The organism is Pseudonocardia sp. ICBG1293, assembly GCF_020131355.1.
Lineage (GTDB): Bacteria > Actinomycetota > Actinomycetes > Mycobacteriales > Pseudonocardiaceae > Pseudonocardia.
On the sequence record NZ_JAHLEL010000009.1, the window covers coordinates 251,384 to 272,220 of the forward strand.

Sequence of the window (20,837 nt, forward strand, 5' to 3'; positions counted from 1 at the left end):
GCCCGGCCCCGGTGGCCGGGTCAGAGCTTGAACACGGCCCGTGGCTGGTCCGACACGAGTGTGCAGAGGGTGTCCGCCGCCTCGTCCTCGGCGAGGCGGTGCCGCACGACGAGCTCGGCCAGGTGCGCCGCGTCCAGGCGGCGAGACATGTCGTGGCGGGCCGGGATCGAGCAGAACGCACGGGTGTCGTCGATGAACCCGGACGTGCGGCTGAACCCCGCGGTCTCGGTGACCGCCGACCGCCAGCGGGCGATCGAGTCCGGGGCGTCGAGGAACCACCACGGCGCTCCGATGTAGAGCGACGGGTAGAAGCCCGCCAGCGGGGCCAGCTGCCGGGAGAAGACCGTCTCGTCGGTCGTGAAGACCACGAGGTGGAAGCCCGGGCTGGTGCCGAAGTGCTGCAGCAGCGGCCGGAGTGCCTCGGTCAGCTCGATGCCGGTCGGGATGTCGTGCCCGCGGTCGGGCCCGAAACGCTCGAAGGTCGGGCCGTGGTGGTTCCGCAGGATGCCGGGGTGCAGCGTCATGACCAGGCCGTCGTCGACCGACATGGCAGCCATGTGGAAGATCATGTGCCTGCGGAAGGCGGTCGCCTCCTCCGGCGTCGCCTCCCCGCGCAGCGCGCGGTCGTAGACGGCGGCGGCCGCCGACTCGCTCAGCGGTTCGGAGCGTACGTCGGCGTGGCTGTGGTCGGCCGAGGTCGCGCCGTGGTCGAGGAAGTACTGCCTGCGTCGGCGCAGCGCCTCGAGGTAGCCGGGGTAGGAGCCGGTGTCGGTGTCCGCGGCCCGTCCGAGCGCGGCCACCGCGTCGGCCCAGCCTGCCGCCGCGGGCTCGAGATAGCGGTCCGGGCGGAAGGTGGGGACGACCCGGCCGTCCCACGACGGGTCGTCGCGCAGCGCGCGGTGGGCCGCCAGGTCGTCCGCCGGGTCGTCGGTGGTGGCCAGCACCTCGATACCGAAGTCCTGGAACAGTGCGCGCGGCCGGAACGCCGGCGTGGCGAGCGCGGCCGAGATCCGGTCGAACAGGGCGTCGGCGTTGTCCGCGTCGGGCCGCTCCCGGACCCCGAAGATCTCGTGCAGCTCCACCTCGAACCAGTACTGCACGGGCGTCCCGCGGAAGAGCGGCCACCGCCGGCAGAACGTGCGCCACGCGCGGCGCGCGGTGTCCTCGTCCAACGGCTCGGCACCGACCCCGAGCTCGTCGAGCGGTACGCCGGAGGAGTGCAACAGCCGGGTCACGTAGTGGTCCGGGCTGATCAGCAGTGACGTGGGGTCGGTGAAGGGGACGTCGTCGGCGAGCCACCGCGGGTCGACGTGGCCGTGCGGCGAGATGACGGGCAGGTCCTGCACGGTGCGATGCAGGTCCCTGGCGATCCGGCGGGTGGCCGGGTCGGACGGGAAGAGACGGTCCGGGTGCAGCCGCAGTGCTGGCATGCCGGTCAGGATCCGAGCCCGCTGCGGACGCGGACAAGCGGTTGCCACCGGTTGCGACCGGCCCCGGGATTGCCATCGGTTGCTCCCGGCCTTGCCCCGGAGGGCCCGACCGGCGACCGTCGTCGGCATGGTGAACGCCACGAGGCCGGTGCCGACGATCGGGTCGGCCGACACGGTCCTGGACCCGGACGAGGCCGGTGCCTTCGTCACCGAGCAGCTCGACGCGCTCCCGGCCGAGGGCCGCTCGGTGTGTGTGGTCGTCCCCGACGGGACCCGGAGCTGCCCGCTGCCGCTGCTGATCGACCGGGTGCACCGCTCGTTGGCGGGCCGGGCGCGCGAGGTGGTGGTGCTGGTTGCGCTCGGCACCCACCAGCCGATGTCACCGGAGCGGCTGGCGGCCCACATCGGCTGCCCGGGGCAGTCGCCGGAGACGGCCTTCCCGGGCATGACGGTGCGCAACCACGCCTGGTGGGATCCCGACAGCCTGGTGTCGGTCGGGGTCGTGAGCGCCGACCGGGTGCGCGAGCTGTCCGAGGGGCGGCTGTCGGAGGCGGTGGACGTCCGGGTGAACCGGCACGTCGTCGAGGCCGACCTGGCACTGGTCGTCGGGCCGGTGTTCCCGCACGAGGTGGTGGGCTTCTCCGGCGGCAACAAGTACTTCTTCCCGGGTGTGGCCGGCCCGGAGATCATCGACCTCTCGCACTGGCTCGGTGCCCTCATCTCCAGCGTCGAGATCATCGGGACCCGGGGGATCACGCCGGTCCGGGCGCTGATCGACGAGGCGGCCGCGATGATCCCGACCGAGCGGCGGGCGCTGTGCCTGGTCGTGCGGTCGGGCACCACCGATCTGCACGCGATGACGTTCGGGGAGCCGGAGGGGGCCTGGGCGGCGGCCGCCGACGTCTCGGCCGCGACCCACGTCCGGTACCTGGACGCGCCGGTCCGGCGGGTGGTCTCGGTCATGCCCGACAAGTACGAGGACATCTGGACCGCGGCCAAGGGCTTCTACAAGCTCGAACCCGTCGTCGCCGACGGCGGCGAGGTCGTGATCGTCGCGCCGGGCATCGACACGGTCTCGGTGACGCACCCGGAGATCGAGGAGATCGGCTACCACTGCCGGGACTACTTCACCGCCCAGTGGGAGCGCTTCCGGCACGTCCCCTGGGGGGTGCTCGCGCACTCGACGCACCTGCGCGGTGCGGGCACCTACGACCCCGTCGAGGGGGAACGGGCCCGGGTCCGGGTGACGCTCGCGACCGGCATCCCGCGCGCGACGGTGGAGGCGGTGGACCTGGGGTGGGCCGACCCCGCGGCCGTCGACCTGGACGCCGAGCGCGCCGACCCCACGACGCTGGTGGTCGACCCGGCCGGGGAGATCCTCTACCGGCTGCGCGGCCCGGCCTGAGCCGGCGGCCCGGTCGATCCCCGTACGACCAGCCCGACCGGCAGCCGGGCGGTGCGCACGGTGCCCCGGCCGGGCGTGGTCAGCCGTTGCAGCAGGTTGCGCATCGAGGACTCACCCAGGGTCCGCAGCGGCGCGCCGACCGAGGTCAGCCGGGGGCGCACGACCCGTCCGAGGTCGATGTTGTCGAACCCGACGACGCTGACGTCGTCGGGGACCCGCACGCCGCGACGGGCGAGGCCCTGCAGGAGACCGATCGCGATCAGGTCGTTGTAGCCGATCACCGCGCCCACCCCGGTCCGCACGAGCTCGGCGCCGGCGCCGGCACCGCCCTCCAGGGTGGGGCTCGCGGGACGGAGCCGGACCAGGCCGACGTCGCGCTCCCGCGCGGCCCGCTCGAGGCCGCGGGAGCGTTCGTCCTCCACCGGTGACGTCGCCGGGCCCGGGACGTAGCCGACCGAGCGGTGACCCAGCCCGTGCAGGTGGTCGATCGCGAGGTGGGCTCCCTGTGCGTGGTCCAGGACGATGGTCGGGACGCCCTCGAGCGAGCGGTTGATCACGACGGTCGGTCGCGTGCGGGCGGCCTCGCCCACCTCGGCGTCGGACAGCCGGGAGCTCGCGAGCACCACCCCGTCGACGACCGGGAGGACCCGGCGCAGCACGTCGGCCTCGCGCGCCGGCGACTCCCGGGTGTCGCACAGCAGCACCGTGTAGCCGCGCCGGGCGGCCTCCTGCTCGGCGCCACGGACGATCTCGGCCACGTGCGGGTTGGTGATGTCGCAGGTCATCAGCGCCACGACCTGGCCCGGCGCGACGGGCCCCGGAGCCGGGGCACGGGTGTAGCCGAGTTCGGCGGCGATCCGCCGGACCCGCTCGGCCGTGTGGGCGCTGACCCGGCCCGGCCGGGTCAGCGCCCGGGACACCGTCGACGGCGCCAGGCCGGCCGCGCGGGCGACGTCGTAGATCGTCGGGCGGCCGGTCACGGCCGGTAGCCTAACCCCGCAACTGACGGCAACCTGTTGCCGTCGCGGAGCTCCCCGGGGGTCAATGGCGTCGTCCGGTGCCCGGGTCGCGGGGTCGCCGGGTCGTGGGGGTCGCGGTGACGGCGCCGGTGTCCGCGACCGGAGGACCGGCGAGCGAGGAGGACCGACGTGGTGGTGCCGGACAGGACACCGGTCGAGGGGTGGCGCGACGCCCTGGACGACGGCGACCGGAGGATGGTGGCCGAGGTCCTGGGCGAGGTCCGCGGCGTCGACCGGCTCGGGGTCGCCCTCTCCGGCGGTGTCGACTCGTCGGTGCTGCTCGCCCTCGCCGCCGTCGGGCTCGGGTGCGACCGGGTACTGGCGCTGGTGGGGACCTCGGCCAGTCTGGCCGCCGAGGAGCGGGAGCTCGCGCACCGGGTCGCCGCGGACCTCGGGGTCGGGATCGTCGAGATCGCGACCGCCGAACTCGACCGGCCGGACTACCGGGCGAACGGTCCCGACCGCTGCTACGCCTGCCGGGACACCTTCTTCACCGCGGTCGACGCGACCGTCACCGCCCGGCACGGCCTCACCGCGGTCGCCTACGGCGAGAACCTCGACGACACCCGCAGGCTCGACCGGCCGGGCGCCCGCGCGGCGACCGAGCACGGCGTGCTCCGCCCGCTGGCCACCGCAGGCCTGGACAAGGCGGCGGTGCGGCGGATCGCCCGGGCGATGGGCCTGCGCAACGCGGACAAGCCCGCCGCCCCCTGCCTCGCCTCGCGGATCCCGCACTTCGACCCGGTCACCGAGGACAAGCTGTCGGCCGTGGAACGGGCCGAGCGGGCGGTGCGCGCGCTGGGGTTCGACGACGTCCGCGTCCGGCACCACGGCGAGGTCGCCCGGATCGAGCTGCCCGAGGACGCCCTCCCGGCCGCGCTCGGCGCCGCCCGCGCCGCGTTGCTGGCCGCGGTGCGCGAGGCCGGGTTCCGGTTCGTCACGGTCGACCTCGCCGGGCTGCAGTCCGGTGCGTTCACCCTGCCCCTGGTGTCGGTCCGGTGAGCGTCCCGGACGGCGACGCGACGGTGCAGGTGGGCGACTTCGCCCACCTCGACCTGGGCCGCGAGCACCGCCGGGGCTTCGGTGAGGCGGTGTTCTGCGAGGGCAAGACCACCGACCAGGTCCGGGAGATCGCCCGCGAGCTCGTCGCCCGCGGGGCCCGGACGCTGTTCACCCGTGCCTCGCCGGAGCAGGCCGCGGCCGTCGCGGAGGTGGCCCCGGGGGCGCTGCACGTACCGGAGTGCCGGATGCTCGCCTGGCCGGCCGAGCCCCCGGCGGCCGAGGGCGGCCGGGTCGTCGTGCTCGCCGCCGGGACCTCCGACCTGCCGGTCGCCCGCGAGGCGGCGGTCGCCGCGACGCACCTCGGCCGCCGCACCGAGCTCGTCGCCGACGTCGGCGTGGCCGGCCTGCACCGGCTGTTCGCCCACCTGGAGACCCTGCGGACCGCCCGGGCGGTGGTCGTGGCGGCCGGGATGGACGGAGCGCTGCCCACCGTCGTGGCCGGGCTGATCCCGGCTCCGGTGGTCGCGGTCCCCACCTCGGTGGGCTACGGCGCCGCCTTCGGCGGGGTCGCCGCGCTCCTGACGATGCTCAACGCCTGCGCACCCGGCGTCGCCGTGGTCAACATCGACAACGGCTACGGTGCCGGGCACCTCGCCGCGCAGATCGCCGCGCCCGGCTGAGCCGCCGGCGCGCTCAGTCGCGCGGGACCGGCGCCCCGGGCCGCAGGCCTGCCGCCTCGGCGGCGGCCACGGCGCTCTCCAGCACCTGGCGTGCCGGGAGGTCCCGGTCCACGGCCAGCGCGGCCACGTCCTCGTACTCGGGTGCGGCGTGCATGATCAGCCCGTCGTCGACGCCCATCTTGATCCGGACGGGTGCGGACTCCACGGTCACCCGGGTCCAGGTGCGGTCCAGCGCGTGCCGGGACACCACGGTCCGCCGCACGCCGAGCGTGGAGGTCGCCCGCAGCACGTGTGCCTGCAGCACCGCGACCCCCTCCGGGGCCGTCAGCACGTGCAGGGTGTGCGCGGGCCGCCCCTTCTTCATCAGGATCGGGGTGAGCCAGGCGTCGGCGGCACCCCGGTCGAGCAGGCCCTGCAGCACGCCGGGCCAGACCCGCGGGTCCATGTCGTCGACGTTGGTCTCCAGCACGACCAGCTCCCCGGCCGCCGGGGCCGGCCGGTCGGCGGGCGACCCGAGCACCACCCGCACCACGTTCGCCCGGCCCTGCACGTCGCGGGCCCCGGCGCCGTAGCCGGTCGCCTCGACGGTCATCGCGGGGAGCGGACCCGCCTGCTCGGTGAGCCCGCGCAGCAGCGCCATCCCGGTCGGCGTCGTGAGCTCGCCCTCCCCGCCCGCGACCACCGGCCTGCCCACGGCCAGCTCCAGCACCGCGGGCACCGGCACCGGCAGGTCGCCGTGCGCGGTGCGGACCCGACCGGACCCCAGCGCCACCGGGCCCGACACCAGTGCGGTGAGCGCGAGATCGGCGACCGCGGCGCAGACCCCGACCACATCGGCGATCGAGTCCCAGGACCCGACCTCGTGGAAGTGGACCCGGTCCGCCGGCACGTCGTGGACCCGGGCCTCGGCCTCGGCGAGCAGCCCGAACACCCGGAGCGCGGGGTCCCGCACCTCCGGCGGCAGCGGGCCGTGCGCGAGCAGGTCGCGGATGTCGGCCCACGCGCGGTGCGGGTGGTCCTCGGCGGTGCTGCGCACCAGGGCCCGGGTGGCACGCAGGCCCGCCCGCCGGGTCGGGCCGATGTCCACCGCGACCTCCCCCGGCAGGATCGAGGTGATCCGGTGCCGGACGACCTCCGGATCGGCACCGGCGTCGAGCAGCGCACCGAGCAGCATGTCCCCGGCCACGCCGGCCCCGGCGTCGATCCACGCCGTACGCGCGTTCATCCCGCCGCCCGGCCCAGACGCTCCGCCTCGGCGAGCAGCCCCTCGACGACCCCCGGGGTCCGGGCGAGACCGGTCTCGAGCACCTCGAGCACCCGCGGCGCGGCCTCGGCGAGCGGGCCGGCCGCCGCGGTGGCCAGGGTGCCGTCGAGCGGGTCGGCCGGCCGCTCGTCGCCGCGCAGGGCCAGCAGCCAGGCCGCGAGCGTGCGCAGCGCGGCCCGGGCGGGGCGGCCCGCGGCGAGCTCGGCGTGCAGGACGGGCAGCACGCGCACCGGCAGCTTCTGCGACCCGTCGGCGGCGATCTGGGCCAGCCGGTGCCGGATCGCGGGGTTGGCGAACCGGTCGGCGAGCTCGGTCCGGTAGGTGGTGAGGGTGTGCTCGTCGAGCGGGACGTGCCGGCGGGCCAGCTCCCACCACTGGTCGACCCAGCCCCGGACGACGGGGTCGGTCATCGCGTCCGCGACCGTCCGGTGCCCCCGGGGCGGGGCCGCGTAGGCCAGCAGCGAGTGCGCCCCGTTGAGCATCAGCAGCTTGCGCCGCTCGTGTGCCGTCACGTCCGCGACGAACCGCGCCCCGGCCGCCTCCCAGGCCGGCCGTCCCGCGGGGAAGGCGTCCTCGAGCACCCACTCGTTGAACGGCTCGGTGACGACCGGGGCCCGGTCGGCGATCCCGGCCGCGGAGAGCACGTCGTCGACGTCGGCACGCTCGGCGCGCGGGGTGATCCGGTCGACCATCGACGACGGGAACGCGACGTGCTCGGCGATCCACGCCGCCAGCGACGGGTCGAGGGCCGTGGCGGCGTCGTGCACCACCCGGGCGGTCACCGCGCCGTTGCGGTCGAGGTTGTCGCACGACAGCACCGTCACCCGGCCCGCGCCGGCCGCACGACGGGCGGCGAGCCCGGCGGCCAGCCGGACCGGGACGGTGGTCACCGGCGCCTGCGCCGAGCGGTGCCACGCCGCCAGGTCCGCGGCGACGGCGGGGTGGGCGTGGTCGAGACCGCCGTCGGGTCCGCGGTGGTAGGCGGCCTCGGTGACGGTGAGGGTCACCATCCGGGTGCGCGGCTGTGCCAGCAGGGCGAGGTAGCTCGCGTGGTCGGGGCCCGGCAGGCTCCGCGCCACGCTGGAGACGGTCTCGACCGCCGGCCCGCCCGGATGACGCGTGATCAGCGTGTAGAGGTCCTCCTGCGCGTTGAGCCGGTGCACCAGGTCCGTGCTGCGCCCGCTGAAGGCGGCGATACCCCAGTCGTCGCGGTCCGGCGCGTGCTCGGTGTACCAGGCCAGATGGGCGCGGAAGAAGTTGCCCAGGCCGATGTGGACGATCCCGGTCGGCCGTACGGCGTGCGCGCCGTCCCGGCCCCGGGCCAGTGGCCTGCCCAGCTGCGTGGTCACTCCGGCTCCCGTCGTCGTTGGTCGTGCCGGAGACCCACGGTGGTCGTGGCGGCGGTGGTGGACAAGGTGTTGCCGGGGCTTGCGTCCACGCCGCCGCGCCGGAACCGGGGCCGGACCGGTCAGAGTCCCGCCCGTCGGCGACGCGGGCCCGTCGAGTCCCGGACGACGAGCTCGGCGGGCATCTCCTCGACGGGGGTGGGCACGGTGCCGCCGAGCAGGGTGACCGCGGTGCGCAGGGCCGTGCGGCCCATCGAGGCGAGCGGCGTGGCGACCGAGGTGAGAGTCGGCAGGACCAGCCCGGCGAGCACGCTGTCGTCGAACCCGGCGACGCTGACGTCCCCGGGGACCGCCAGGCCGGCCGCGCCCAGGCCCTGGACCAGGCCGACCGCGAGCTGGTCGTTGAAGGTGACCACGGCGGTCGGTGGCCGCCCGGCCAGCGTCCCGGCGAACCGGGCCCCGCCCTCGACCGTCGGTGCGGCCGGGCCGACCCGGTGCAGGGCCACCCCGCCGGCGCGTGCCGCGTCCAGCAGGGCCCGCCAGCGGGCCCCGTCCGCCCACGACGCCGCGGGCCCGGCGAGGTAGGCGGCGGAGTCGTGTCCCAGCTCGCGCAGGTGCGCCACCATGTCGCGGGCCGCGGGCCGGTAGTCGGTGGACACGCTGGCGACGTCGCGCACGGCGTGGTTGAGCACGACGGTCGCCTTCTGCTTCGCGAGTATCCGGATCGCGGCGTCCGGCAGCCGGGAGCTGGCCAGGACGACCGCGTCGGCCAGCGGGAGCATCCGCTCCACCAGCTCCCGCTCCCGGGTGCCCGACTCGTGCGAGTCGATCACGGCGACGGTGAGGTCCGCGGCGGCCGCGACCTCCTCGGCGCCGCGCAGGATCTCGAACACGAAGGAGTTGCCGATATCGGCGGTGACCAGCAGGACGATGCCCGTCCGTGCCGGTCCCGCCGGCGCGCCCACCGCCGCCGCGCGGTAGCCGAGCTGCTCGGCGGCCCGGCGCACGCGCTCCGCGGTGGCCGCGCTGACCTGGCCCGGCCGCGCCAGGGCCCGCGAGACGGTGGAGGAGGAGACCCCGGCGAGCGCGGCGACGTCGTAGATCGTGTGCCGGGACTGCATGGCCCTCCGTCGGTGCGGTCGGGGGACCGGCGGTGCCGTCCCGCCCGGCGTCAGCCGGACGCGCCCGGGCCCCGCTCGGCGAACCTGCCCTCGGCCCGGATGCGTGCGTTCAGCTCGGACAGGTAGAGGTCCTCGTCGAACTCAAGCGGTACCTCCCGGCCGAGCCAGCTGGACAGATGGATCGCGTTGGCCAGCCGGACCCCGGCCGTGCCGTCGCTGCCCGGTGCGAGCAGCGGGGTCCCGTCGAGGACGTTAGCAGCGAAGTTCTCGAGCACGCCCCGGTGCTGGGCGCCCCAGGCCGACTCGAACTCGAGCACCTCCTGGGTGTAGTATTCGCTCCGGTCGAGCCGGCCGGTGAACAGCTTCCGCACGTCGTCGCCGGTCAGCGAGTCCGAGATCTCCCGTTCGTCCTTCACCAGGCGGGTGACGGCCGCCGTCCGCGAGCCGTCGACGACGATCTTGCCGCGGTCGCCGAGGATCTCGAACCGGTCGGTCCCCGCGATGTCGTGCACCGCGGTGACGAAGGTGCCGGTGGCGCCGTCGCCGTAGTCGACGACCGCGGTGACCTCGTCCTCCACCGCGATGTCGCGGCGGAACCCGTAGGCGACCTTGGCGTACACCGACCGCGGGACACCACAGATCCACTGCCACAGGTCGAGCTGGTGCGGCGCCTGGTTGACCAGCACACCGCCGCCCTCGCCACCCCAGGTGGCCCGCCAGGCGGACTGCTCGTAGTACCCCTGCGGCCGCCACCAGGTGGTGATGATCCAGTTCGTCCGCCGGATCGCACCGATCTCGCCGTCGTCGACGATCTGCTTGATGCGGCGGTAGAGCGGGTTGTTGCGCTGGTTAAACATGATCGCGAAGGTGAGCTCGGGGTGCCGGGCGGCGACGGCGTTGAGCTCGGCGACCTGCCGGGTGTGGACCCCCGCCGGCTTCTCGACCAGCGCGTGGATCCCCGCCTCCAGCGCGGCGATGCCCATCTCGGGGTGCAGGTAGTGGGGCACGGTGGTGACCACGGCGTCGACGTCGCCGCTCGCGATCAGCGCCCGGTGGTCGTCGTGGACCGGCACCCCGTAGGCCTCGGCGGCGGCGCGCCGGGCCGGGTCGATGTCGGCGATGGCGCCGAGCTCGGTGTTCGGGATCGTGCCGTCCCGCAGGAAGTCGGCGTAGAGGGTCCCCTGGGCCCCGAGACCGATGATCCCGAGTCTGACCTTCCTGGTCATGCGGCGGTTCTCCTTCGTGGGTCGGACGCGGCCGTCGCACGGATTGCCACACGCCCCGGGCCGTCGCGTCCACCGGCGACGCAACAAATGGCAAGTCGTGGCCGACCACCGGGCCCCCGCACAGGGTGGTGGGGCAATCCGGGCCGACGGATCAGTGAGGATCTCTGCGTATGTGGACTCTTTCCGGCTTCGCCGACGAGATCTCCCCCGACCCCGGGGACCAGACCACCCTGCTGCGCGAGCTCGGCATGTCCTGGCTGGAGTTCCGCAGTGCCTGGGGCACGAACGTGCTCGACCTCGACGCCGACCGGCTCGGCGAGGTCAAGCGCACGCTGGACGCGAACGACATCGGGGTGTCGAGCATCGGGTCCCCGATCGGGAAGATCTTCGTCGACGAGGACTTCGACGCCCATCTCGTCCGGTCCCGGCACGCCGTGGACCTCGCCCACCGCTTCGGCGCCCGCTACATCCGCGTCTTCTCCTTCTTCGTCCGCCCCGGGACCGACCCCGACGCCCAGCGCGACGAGGTGCTGCGGCGGATGCGCGCCCTCGCCGACCTGGCCGAACGGGGCGACGTGATCCTCCTGCACGAGAACGAGAAGGAGATCTACGGCGACGTCCCGCGCCGGTGCGTCGACCTGGTCGAGTCGGTGGGGTCGCCGAACCTGCGTGCGGCCTGGGACGCGGCGAACTTCGTCCAGGTCGGGGTGCGCCCCTTCAGCGACGGCTACGCCGGTCTGCGCCCGCACCTGGAGTACGTGCAGATCAAGGACGCCCGCCTGGACGACGGCGAGGTGGTCGCGGCAGGCCTCGGCGACGGCGAGCTGGTCGAGACCGTCCGGGCACTGCGGGCGGACGGCTTCGACGGCTTCTTCTCGCTCGAGCCGCACCTGTCGCAGGCGCACAGCCTCGGCGGCTTCTCCGGACCGGACCTGTTCACCGAGGCGTGGAAGGCGTTCACCGGGATCCTGACGGCCGAGGGGATCGGGTTCCGGTGACCACCCGGGTGGCGGTCGTCGGCTGCGGCGACGTCTCGACGGTGCACCTGGACGCGATCGCGGCCATCGACGGCATCGAGCTCGTCGCGGTCTGTGACACCGATCCGGACGTGCTGGAGTGCACGGCCACGGCGCGCGGCGTCCCCGGTTTCACCGACCACCGCGCGCTGCTGGCGGGCGCCGCACCGGACGCGGTCCACGTCTGCACCCCGCACCACCAGCACGTCGAGGTGACACTCGACCTGCTGGAGTCCGGGGTCCGGGTGCTGCTGGAGAAGCCACTGGCCCACACCGTGGAGGAGGCCGGGCGCATCGTCGCCGCGGCCGAGCGGACCGGGACCCGCATCGGGGTGTGCCTCCAGAACCGCTACAACGAGACCTCGCGCGCCGTGCGGCGGATCCTCGGCTCCGGCGAGCTGGGCGCGGTCCGCGGCGCGACCGCGACGGTCCTGTGGACCCGCGACGCCGACTACTACCGTGCCAAGCCGTGGCGGGGCCGGTGGGCGACCGCAGGCGGCGGGCTCCTGATCAACCAGGCCATCCACACACTGGACCTCGTGGAGTGGTTCCTCGGCGAGGTCGTCGAGGTCTCCGGCTCCGCCTCCACCCGGCTGCTCGGCGACGTCATCGAGGTCGAGGACACCGCCGAGCTGCTGCTCTCGCACGCCGGCGGCGCCCGCAGCGTGCTGTTCGGGTCGCTGGCGAACGTCGTGCACGCACCCGTGACGGTCGACGTGACCGCCGAGCACGGGAGCCTGTCGATCCGGGGGGACCTCACCGTCTCCCACGCCGACGGCCGCACCGAGACCGTGACCGAACGCCGCGCGTCGTCGAACGGGCGGTCCTACTGGGGCGTCGCCCACGAGGCGCTCATCCGGGACTTCCATTCCGGGCCACCCGACGAGCCGTTCTGGATCGGGCCCCGCGAGGCCATGCGGTCCCTGCGCGTGCTGACCGACGTCTACCGCCGGAGCCGGCTCGGCCCGGCCCACCCCCTGAACGTCTGAAGGAGCAACGATGCCCACGATCGGCGTCCAGATGATGATGCTGCGCGACGAGGTCGGGAAGGCCGGGCCCTACGAGGTGCTCCGGCGGCTCACCGACGCGGGTTTCCGGGCGGTCGAGGTCTCCCAGATCCCGATGACCCCGGAGAACGTGGCCGAGATGCGGCGTGCCCGCGACGAGCTCGGGGTGGACTTCGGCGCCCTGTCCGCCGCGGTGGGCCCCGGGCCCAACGACTGCCTGGTGGAGCGGTTCGACAAGATCGTTGCCGACTGCCGGGCGCTGGACGCCCGGCACGTGCGCATCGGGATGATGCCGCTGTCCGCGCTGGCCACGACCGAGGGCGTGGTCGAGTTCTGCCGGCGGACGCAGGACATCGCGACCCGCCTCGCGGACGAGGGGGTCCAGCTTCACTACCACAACCACCACGTCGAGTTCGCCAGACGCGGGGGTGTCACCGTCCTCGACGCCATCCGGGCCGAGGCGCCCGGCATGCGCCTGGAGATCGACGTGCACTGGGTGCAGCGGGGCGGCAGGGACCCGGTCCGGACCCTGCAGAAGTACGCCGGGCTGGTCGACCTGGTCCACCTCAAGGACTACCGAATCGGCGAGCTCGGCCCCGGGGCGCTGGAGGCCCAGCGCAGCGGCGACCGCGAGGCCTTCCTGCGCGAGTTCGCCGCCGTCGTCGAGTTCGGCGAGGTCGGCGAGGGCAACCTGGAGTGGGCCGAGATCGTCGACCAGTCGATCGCCTCGGGGGCGGAGTACCTGCTGATCGAGCAGGACGTCCTCTACGGCCGCGACGCGTTCGACTGCCTGGCGACCTCGCGCGAGCACCTCGTCGACCTGGGCTACGAGAAGCTGCTCTGAGCGGACCGGCCCCGGTGGCCGGTCCGCACCACCTGCCGGCACGCCGGTCCCGATCCGGGCCCGTGCCGGGATCCCGCACGCTGTCCGACGCGTGGTCCGGCGCTCCGCCGGCGGACCCCTGGACCCACGAGGTTGTTGACGATGAGGTCGACCCGACGAGTTCTCCCCGTCCTGCTGACGGTGCTGGGCGTGCTGGCGGCGGCCGGGTGCACCGGCATCGGCACCCCCACCGCCCCACCGGGTGTGCTCAACATCGGTCTGGTCCAGGACGTGGCCACCTGGGACACCGGGCAGGGCCACAACGGACACCGGTTGGTCGCGTTCCAGCCCGCCTACGACACCCTGATCCGGCGGGAGCCGGACGGGACCTTCGTCCCGATGCTCGCCGTCGGATGGGGCTACACCGACGGCACGAACACGACGTTCTCGCTGCGGATCCGGGAGGGCGTCACCTTCAGCGACGGGACCCCGGTCGACGCCGCGGCGGTGGCGGCCAACCTGGAGCACTTCCGGACGGCGAACGGCCCGCAGGCGGTCCAGCTGGCCGACGTCGCCGAGGTCCGCACGCGCGGCACCGACCGGGTCGAGATCGAGCTCGAGCGCCCGAACCCGGCGCTGGAGTTCTACCTGAGCCAGGCCGCCGGGATGATGGCCAGCCCGGCCGCGCTGGGCGACCCCGCCCTGGACCGGGTCCCGGTCGGGGCGGGGCCCTACGTGATGGACGCCGCCGCCTCGGTGCCCGGCGACCGGTACGTCTTCCGGGCCCGCCCGGACTACTGGGACCCGGCGCTGCAGAGATTCGACCAGGTCGTGCTGAAGGTCCTGACCGACCCGACCGCGCGGATCAACGCGCTGGTCTCCGGGCAGATCGACGCGACGCAGATCAGCCCGCGCAACATCGCCCAGGCGGAGAACGCAGGCCGCGAGATCGTGAGCTGGGACGCGAACTGGGCGGGCCTGCTGCTGTTCGACCGGGACGGTGCGATCGCCCCGGAGCTGGCCGACGTGCGTGTCCGCCGGGCCATCAACCTCGCGTTCGACCGGGAGGTGACCATCGAGGGGGTGCTGAACGGCTACGGCACGCCGACCAGCCAGGTCTTCGGCGAGGCCAGCACGGCCTTCGACCCGGCGCTGGACGACCACTACGGCTACGACCCCGTCCGCGCCCGTGCGCTGCTCGCCGAGGCCGGGTACCCCGACGGCTTCTCGATGACCATGCCGCTGTCGACCGGTCTCAACGAGTTCATCCCGTTCATCGTGCAGCCCCTGGCCGACATCGGGATCACGGCCCGGATCGAGTCGGTGCCCGCGCAGTCGTCGCAGGCCGCGATCGGGAGCGGGCGCTACCCGGCCAGCTTCTTCGCGATCTTCCAGGGGCCGACCTGGGTGGCGGTGGAGCAGCTGCTCGTCCCGCAGACCCTCTACAACCCGCTGCGTTCCCGGGACCCGGCGCTGGACGCGATGCTCGACCGGGTGCGGGCGGGCGGCCCGGACGCCGACGACGTGGCGAGACAGATGGCCCGCCACGTCACCGAGCAGGCCTGGTTCGCCCCGTGGGCCCGGATCGGCACCACGAACGCCATCGACCCGGAGCGGATCGCGGTCGAGCCGCAGATCGGCCAGGTCATCCCCTCGATCTACAACTACCGGCCGGTCGGCTGACCCACGGCCGTCGCACACCAAGGAGGACGCGGTGCTGCTGTTCCTGCTCCGCCGGCTGCTGTCGGGCGCGGTCGTTCTCGCCGCCGTCTGCTGTCTGGCGTTCCTGCTGCTGTTCTTCTCCACCGACGACGTCGCCTCCACCATCCTCGGTGAGCAGGCGACCCCCGACCAGATCGCGGCGAAGAACGCCGAGCTCGGCCTGGACCGGCCCCTGCTCGAGCGGCTCGCCGAGTGGTGGGCCGGCGCGCTGACCGGTGACTTCGGTGCGTCCTGGTTCAACAACGAGACCGTGGTCGCCGCGCTCGCGGCCCGGCTGCCGGTCACCCTGGCCGTCGTCGCCGTGGCGATCGTCGCCATCGGGGTCATCGCGACCGCGCTCGGCACGACCGCCGCCGTCCGCCGCGGCCGGGCCGACCGGGCCGTGCAGATCGGTGCGGCCATCGGCGACGCACTGCCCAGCTTCCTGATCGGACTGCTGCTGGTCAGCCTGTTCGTGGTGGCCCTGCCCTGGTTCCCGGCCGTCAGCACGATCGCGCCGGGGTCCGGGATCGGCCCGTGGGTCGCCTCGCTGACCCTGCCGATGATCGCGCTGCTGATCAACGGCGTCGCGGCGTCGGCCCAGCAGGTGCGCGGCGCCGTGCTCACCCAGATGTCGCGCGACCACGTCCGCACGCTGTGCAGCCGCGGCCTGCCCGAACGCGAGATCCTGGTCCGGCACGTCCTGCGCAGCGCGGCTCCGGCCGGGCTCACCGTCCTGAGCCTGCAGTTCATCGGCATGTTGAGCGCCGTGGTCGTGCTGGAGCAGGTCTTCGCACTGCCCGGGGTCGGGACGCTCGCCGTGTCGGCGACGACCATCGGTGACCTGCCGCTGGTGATGGGGGTGGTCGCCTACACGACCGTGATCGTCGTCGTGGTCAACCTGCTGGTCGACGTGGCCAACGGCTGGCTCAACCCGAAGGTGCGTGTCGCATGACCGAGCACACCGGATCCACCGTCCCGCCCGTCCCGGCGTCGCCGGCCCCCCGGGGGCGCGGCGGTGAGGTCGCCCGGCGGCTGCTGCGCAACCCGCTCGGCCTCACCGCGTCGGTCGTACTGGGCCTGATCGTGCTGGGGGCGTTGCTCGCCGGCGTCCTCTCCCCGTTCGACCCCACCTACGCCGACATCCGCAACATCCTGGCGGGCAGCTCACCGGACCACCCGCTGGGCACCGACAGCGGCGGCCGGGACGTCCTGAGCCGGCTGCTCTGGGGCGGGCGGACGACGCTGCTGGCGGCGCTGCTGTGCGCCGGCGTCGCCATCGCGGTGGGGGTGCCCGCCGGGCTGCTCGCCGGCTACTTCGCGGGCGGGATCGACGCCGCGGGGACCTGGGTCACCAACATCGTCCTCGCGCTGCCGTCGATGATCGTCCTGCTCGCGATGCGGGCCGCGCTGGGACCGTCGGTGTGGATCGCCATGGCCGTCTTCGGGGTCATGCTCGCGCCGGGGTTCTTCCGCCTCGCCCGCACCGCGGTCCGCGGGGTGCGCGCCGAGCTCTACATCGACGCGGCGCGGGTGTCGGGCCTGTCCGACGCCCGCATCCTGCGCCGGCACGTCCTCTCCGTGGTCCGCGCCCCGCTCATCATCCAGGGCGCCCTGGTCTGCGGGATCGCGATCGCCGTCCAGTCCGGGCTGGAGTTCCTCGGCCTCGGTGACGCCTCGGTGCCCACCTGGGGCGTGATGCTCAACGAGGGCTTCCGCAGCGTGTACGACGCGCCGATGACCCTGCTGTGGCCGGCGCTGGCGATCGCGGTCACCACGAGCGCGCTGGTGCTGCTGGGCAACGCGCTGCGTGACGCGCTCGAGGACCCGGCCCGCGCCGGGTCCGGCGGTGCGGGTGCGGCCGCCGCGGTCCGGGACGCGGTCGCGCGGCGCCGGTCCGGCTCCGCCGGCGCCGTCCCCGACGGGGGCGGGCACCTGCTGGAGGTCCGCGACCTGCGGATCGCCTACCCACAGGGGGACGGGACGACCAGGCAGGTGGTCGACGGGGTGTCGTTCACCCTCGACCGCGGTGAGGTGCTCGGGGTCGTCGGGGAGTCCGGCTCGGGCAAGTCCCAGACCGCGTTCGCGGTGCTGGTGCTGCTCCCGGGCGACGCCCTGATCACCGGCGGCACGATCCGGATCGACGACGAGCTCACCGTCGGCCCCGGTGACGTCGCCGTGGACCAGGGCCGGCTCGCCCCGTTGCGCGGCCGGCGGATCGGCTACATCCCGCAGGAACCGATGAGCAACCTCGACCCGGCGTTCACCGTCGGGTACCAGCTGACCCGGCCGATGCGGCACCTGCTCGGTGTCCCGCGCGCCGCGGCCACCGCCCGGGCCGAGGAGCTGCTGCGCAGCGTGGGGATCACCGACCCGACCCGGATCATGCGGTCCTACCCGCACGAGATCTCCGGCGGCATGGCCCAGCGGGTGCTGATCGCCGGCGCGATCTCCTGCGAGCCGGACCTCGTGATCGCCGACGAGCCCACCACCGCGCTCGACGTGACCGTGCAGGCGGAGGTGCTCGACGTCCTGCGCGACCTGCAGCAGCGGCTGGGCCTGGCGGTCCTGCTGGTCACCCACAACTTCGGCGTCGTCGCCGACCTCTGCGACCGCGTCGTGGTCATGCGCGACGGAACGGTGGTGGAGTCCGGCGACGTCCGCACGATCCTGCGCGAACCCACCGACGGGTACACGGCCTCGTTGCTCGAGGCGATGCTCGCCGACAAGCCACCGCGGGCCCGGCCGCTCGCGACTGTGGCGCCGGACCGGAGCCCGGCGCGGACCGAGAACCAGGGGAGCACCCGATGAGCCCGACGATCGACGGCGGCGCGCTGCTGCGTGTCGAGGACCTGGTGGTCGAGTTCCGTGCGAAGCGCTTCGGCCGCGCCTTCCGCGCGCTGCACGGGGTGTCGCTGCACGTCGCGGCCGGTGAGACGCTCGGCCTGGTCGGCGAGTCGGGGTCGGGCAAGAGCACGATCGGCCGGGCCGTCCTCGGGCTCGCCCCGGTCTCCGGGGGCCGCATCGTGTTCGACGGCCGGGACATCTCCGCCGCCGACCGGGCCACCCGTCGCGTGCTCAGCCGCGACCTGCAGGTGGTCTTCCAGGACCCGTACAGCTCGCTCAACCCGGCGCTGACGGTCGGGGACACGCTGTCCGAGCCGCTGCAGGTGCAGGGGATCGGGGGCGCGGAGGCCCGGGACCGGGTCGCCGCGCTGCTCGACCGGGTCCATCTCCCGCGCGACGCGATGCACCGGCTGCCCCGGGAGTTCTCCGGCGGTCAGCGGCAGCGGATCGCGATCGCGCGGGCGCTCGCGCTGCGCCCGAAGCTCATCGTGTGCGACGAGCCGGTCAGCGCGCTCGACCTGTCGACCCAGGCCAGGGTGCTCGACCTGTTCCTCGAGCTGCAGGAGGCGACCGGGGTCGCCTACCTGTTCGTCTCGCACGACCTGGACGTGGTGCGCCACATCAGCCACCGGGTGGCCGTGCTCCACCGCGGCGGGATCGTGGAACAGGGGGAGGCGTCGCAGGTGACCCGCGAGCCGGCACACGACTACACTCGGGCCCTACTGCTGGCCTCACCGGTGCCGGACCCGGACCGGCAGGCCGAGCGACGGGCGCGGCGCCGGGAGGCGGCGGCGGGGTGAGGCGGGCGAGGCCCGGTCGTGCACCGGTGGGCGTCGGCGGCGGTCCGTCACCGGCCCCCCACGGGCGACGGCGGCCCGCTGTGCGCCGCGACCATCCAGCTGTGCCCGAACGGATCGGCCAGCCGCCCGGCCCGCCCGTAGGGATGGTCGGACACCTCGAAGACGACGGTGCCGCCGCTCCCGACCATCGCCGCGGCGACCGCGTCCGGGTCGTCGACCTCCAGCGCCAGGATCACCGCGCCGGGTCCGTCCGGGCCGGGTCGGCGGCGTCGCCGTCCTTGACGGCCCACTCCGCACCCCCGGCCCGCAGCAGGGCGTGCACGACCGCCCCGGAGCCGTCGGTGTGGCGCTCCACGAGCTGCGCGCCGAACGCGGCCCGGTAGAAGTCGATCGCGGCGTCGGCGTCGGCGACGACCAGCCGCGGGTACATCCGCTGAACAGCCATGAAGGACACCTTGCCGCCCCGGCACCGCCCGTGTAGTGGACGAATCGGAGGCCCGTACCCTGGTGACGTGAGCCTCAGACTTCTCGACTCAGCGACCAGGGAGCAGCGCGCCTTCACGCCGCTGCGGACCGGAGCCGTGTCGATGTACGTCTGTGGGGCGACGGTGCAGGGCCTCCCGCACATCGGTCACGTCCGCTCGGGCCTGAACTACGACGTGCTGCGCCGCTGGCTGGCCCGGTCCGGCTACGACGTCACGCTGGTGCGCAACGTGACCGACATCGACGACAAGATCCTCCGCAAGGCCCAGGCCGCGGGCCGTCCGTGGTGGGAGTGGGCGGCCACCCACGAGCGCGCCTTCACCGCCGCCTACGACGCGCTGGGCTGCCTGCCGCCGTCGGTGGAGCCCCGGGCGACCGGGCACATCACGCAGATGGTCGAGCTGATCGAGCGGCTGATCGAGCGCGGCCACGCCTACCCCGCCGGCGGCGACGTGTACTTCGCGGTGCGCACGCTGCCCGACTACGGGTCGCTGTCCGGCCAGCGCGTCGACGACGTGCACCAGGGCGAGGGCGACGGCGGGCACAAGCGCGACGCGCTGGACTTCACGCTGTGGAAGGCCGCCAAGCCCGGCGAGCCGAGCTGGCCCACCCCCTGGGGGAACGGGCGTCCCGGCTGGCACCTGGAGTGCTCGGCGATGGCGACCGCCTACCTCGGGCCGGAGTTCGACATCCACGGCGGCGGCATGGACCTGGTCTTCCCGCACCACGAGAACGAGCGGGCCCAGAGCCACGCCGCGGGCGACGGCTTCGCCCGCTACTGGCTGCACAACGCCTGGGTCACCATGGGCGGGGAGAAGATGTCGAAGTCGCTGGGGAACACCCTGGCGATCGAGAACCTGCTCGAGCGGGTCCGCCCGGCCGAGCTGCGCTACTACCTGGTCGGTCCGCACTACCGGTCGGCGATCGAGTACTCCGACGCCGCGCTGGACGAGGCCGTCGCCGCGTACCGGCGGATCGAGTCGTTCGTGCACCGCGTGCGCGAGCGGCACGGCCTGCCCGAGGTCGCCGCCGAGCTGCCCGGCGCGTTCACCGCCGCCCTCGACGACGATCTCGGCACCCCGCTCGCGCTCGGCACCGTGCACACCCTGGTGCGCGAGGGCAACACCGCCCTCGACGGCGGGGACGCCACCGGTGCGCTGCGCGCCGCGTCCGCGGTCCGCGCGACGACCGAGGTGCTCGGCCTGGACCCGCTCGCCGCGCCGGCGGCGTGGCGGAGGAGTCGGGCGACGCCGCCCGGCAGGCGCTGGGCACCCTGGTGGAGTCCATGCTGGAGCGCCGCCAGGCCGCGCGCGCCGGACGTGACTTCGCCACCGCCGACCGGCTCCGCGACGAGCTGCTCGCCGCCGGGATCGCCGTCGAGGACGGCGCCGGCGGCTCCACCTGGACTCTCAAAGACGCTTAGGACTCGAAGAACTCATGGCAGGCAATTCCAAGCGCCGCGGTGCGATCCGCAAGGAAGGCACCAAGAAGGGCATGGTCGTCGGTTCCGGCGGTCAGCCCCGGCGCGCGCTGAAGGGCAAGGGTCGACCCCGCCGGCGAGATGCGAACCCGGCCATCCGAAGGCGAGGCGGCGGCCCGCGCGCCCGTGCCGCCCAGGACCAGCTCAGCACCAGCGTTTTCCGTGCGCCGGTGGCGGGCCGTCGCGG

At 74.4% G+C, this 20,837-nt stretch carries 18 protein-coding genes and 2 pseudogenes; 12 read left to right on the forward strand and 8 right to left on the reverse strand.

All coding sequences use genetic code 11. The features are described from left to right. Positions 1-20: 20 nt before the first annotated feature. Positions 21-1,430, reverse strand: coding sequence for a glucuronate isomerase (gene uxaC, locus KPF47_RS07725; protein WP_224387825.1), 1,410 nt, complete (start codon positions 1,428-1,430; stop codon positions 21-23). A gap of 127 nt (positions 1,431-1,557) precedes the next feature. Here uxaC and KPF47_RS07730 point away from each other — a divergent pair, with 127 nt between their 5' ends. Further along, entirely contained in the window at positions 1,558-2,835 is a 1,278-nt protein-coding gene (locus KPF47_RS07730) for a lactate racemase domain-containing protein (RefSeq protein ID WP_224387826.1), read from the forward strand. Here KPF47_RS07730 and KPF47_RS07735 read toward each other — a convergent pair. Next, complete coding sequence (locus KPF47_RS07735) at positions 2,811-3,815, reverse strand: LacI family DNA-binding transcriptional regulator (protein ID WP_224387827.1); 1,005 nt, start codon at positions 3,813-3,815, stop codon at positions 2,811-2,813. The two genes, KPF47_RS07730 and KPF47_RS07735, sit on opposite strands and share 25 nt — an antisense overlap. A 168-nt stretch (positions 3,816-3,983) precedes the next feature. On the opposite strand from KPF47_RS07735, the gene larE reads away from it, so the two are divergent. Both larE and larB read left to right on the forward strand, forming a co-directional pair. After that, entirely contained in the window at positions 3,984-4,856 is an 873-nt protein-coding gene (gene larE, locus KPF47_RS07740; protein WP_224387828.1) for an ATP-dependent sacrificial sulfur transferase LarE, read from the forward strand. Further along, entirely contained in the window at positions 4,853-5,536 is a 684-nt protein-coding gene (larB, locus tag KPF47_RS07745) for a nickel pincer cofactor biosynthesis protein LarB (RefSeq protein ID WP_224387829.1), read from the forward strand. The genes larE and larB overlap by 4 nt, the downstream gene beginning before the upstream one ends. Positions 5,537-5,549: 13 nt before the next feature. Here larB and larC read toward each other — a convergent pair whose 3' ends face one another. The 4 genes from larC to KPF47_RS07765 all read right to left on the reverse strand — a co-directional run bounded on the left by larC (position 5,550) and on the right by KPF47_RS07765 (position 10,493). Next, a complete protein-coding gene (gene larC / locus KPF47_RS07750) occupies positions 5,550-6,761 on the reverse strand; it encodes a nickel pincer cofactor biosynthesis protein LarC (RefSeq protein WP_224387830.1) in 1,212 nt (403 codons plus the stop codon). Then, positions 6,758-8,149 carry a mannitol dehydrogenase family protein gene (locus KPF47_RS07755; protein WP_224387831.1) on the reverse strand — a complete coding sequence of 464 codons (1,392 nt, stop codon included), beginning with the start codon at positions 8,147-8,149 and terminating at the stop codon, positions 6,758-6,760. The genes larC and KPF47_RS07755 overlap by 4 nt, the downstream gene beginning before the upstream one ends. A gap of 119 nt (positions 8,150-8,268) precedes the next feature. Continuing rightward, the gene (locus tag KPF47_RS07760; protein WP_224387832.1) at positions 8,269-9,267 is read right to left on the reverse strand and encodes a LacI family DNA-binding transcriptional regulator; all 999 of its coding nucleotides are present in this window, start codon (positions 9,265-9,267) and stop codon (positions 8,269-8,271) included. A gap of 50 nt (positions 9,268-9,317) precedes the next feature. Further along, positions 9,318-10,493 carry a Gfo/Idh/MocA family protein gene (locus tag KPF47_RS07765; protein WP_224387833.1) on the reverse strand — a complete coding sequence of 392 codons (1,176 nt, stop codon included), beginning with the start codon at positions 10,491-10,493 and terminating at the stop codon, positions 9,318-9,320. Between the two features lie 170 nt (positions 10,494-10,663). Here KPF47_RS07765 and KPF47_RS07770 point away from each other — a divergent pair, with 170 nt between their 5' ends. From KPF47_RS07770 to KPF47_RS07800, 7 genes are all read left to right on the forward strand, one after another. Beyond that, entirely contained in the window at positions 10,664-11,491 is an 828-nt protein-coding gene (locus KPF47_RS07770) for a sugar phosphate isomerase/epimerase (protein WP_224387834.1), read from the forward strand. Beyond that, complete coding sequence (locus KPF47_RS07775; protein ID WP_224387835.1) at positions 11,488-12,498, forward strand: Gfo/Idh/MocA family protein; 1,011 nt, start codon at positions 11,488-11,490, stop codon at positions 12,496-12,498. Before KPF47_RS07770 ends, KPF47_RS07775 begins: the two co-directional genes overlap by 4 nt. 10 nt (positions 12,499-12,508) lie before the next feature. Then, positions 12,509-13,360, forward strand: a complete 852-nt coding sequence (locus KPF47_RS07780) for a sugar phosphate isomerase/epimerase (RefSeq protein ID WP_224387836.1) — start codon at positions 12,509-12,511, stop codon at positions 13,358-13,360. Between the two features lie 141 nt (positions 13,361-13,501). Beyond that, the gene (locus tag KPF47_RS07785) at positions 13,502-15,022 is read left to right on the forward strand and encodes an ABC transporter substrate-binding protein (RefSeq protein WP_224387837.1); all 1,521 of its coding nucleotides are present in this window, start codon (positions 13,502-13,504) and stop codon (positions 15,020-15,022) included. Positions 15,023-15,053: 31 nt separating this feature from the next. Next, positions 15,054-15,995 carry an ABC transporter permease gene (locus KPF47_RS07790; protein ID WP_224387270.1) on the forward strand — a complete coding sequence of 314 codons (942 nt, stop codon included), beginning with the start codon at positions 15,054-15,056 and terminating at the stop codon, positions 15,993-15,995. Then, positions 15,992-17,851 carry a dipeptide/oligopeptide/nickel ABC transporter permease/ATP-binding protein gene (locus tag KPF47_RS07795; protein ID WP_224387271.1) on the forward strand — a complete coding sequence of 620 codons (1,860 nt, stop codon included), beginning with the start codon at positions 15,992-15,994 and terminating at the stop codon, positions 17,849-17,851. Before KPF47_RS07790 ends, KPF47_RS07795 begins: the two co-directional genes overlap by 4 nt. Beyond that, the gene (locus KPF47_RS07800) at positions 17,848-18,687 is read left to right on the forward strand and encodes an ATP-binding cassette domain-containing protein (RefSeq protein WP_224387272.1); all 840 of its coding nucleotides are present in this window, start codon (positions 17,848-17,850) and stop codon (positions 18,685-18,687) included. The genes KPF47_RS07795 and KPF47_RS07800 overlap by 4 nt, the downstream gene beginning before the upstream one ends. A gap of 47 nt (positions 18,688-18,734) precedes the next feature. Here KPF47_RS07800 and KPF47_RS07805 read toward each other — a convergent pair whose 3' ends face one another. Beyond that, positions 18,735-18,923, reverse strand: coding sequence for a VOC family protein (locus KPF47_RS07805; protein ID WP_308015355.1), 189 nt, complete (start codon positions 18,921-18,923; stop codon positions 18,735-18,737). Then, entirely contained in the window at positions 18,920-19,132 is a 213-nt protein-coding gene (locus tag KPF47_RS07810; RefSeq protein WP_224387839.1) for a glyoxalase/bleomycin resistance/extradiol dioxygenase family protein, read from the reverse strand. The genes KPF47_RS07805 and KPF47_RS07810 overlap by 4 nt, the downstream gene beginning before the upstream one ends. A 67-nt stretch (positions 19,133-19,199) precedes the next feature. Here KPF47_RS07810 and cysS point away from each other — a divergent pair. Together cysS and KPF47_RS07820 are read left to right on the forward strand one after the other, a co-directional pair. Next, a pseudogene (gene cysS / locus KPF47_RS07815) lies at positions 19,200-20,593 on the forward strand (cysteine--tRNA ligase). 14 nt (positions 20,594-20,607) lie between these two features. Beyond that, positions 20,608-20,837: pseudogene (locus KPF47_RS07820) on the forward strand (23S rRNA (guanosine(2251)-2'-O)-methyltransferase RlmB); the annotation flags it as partial.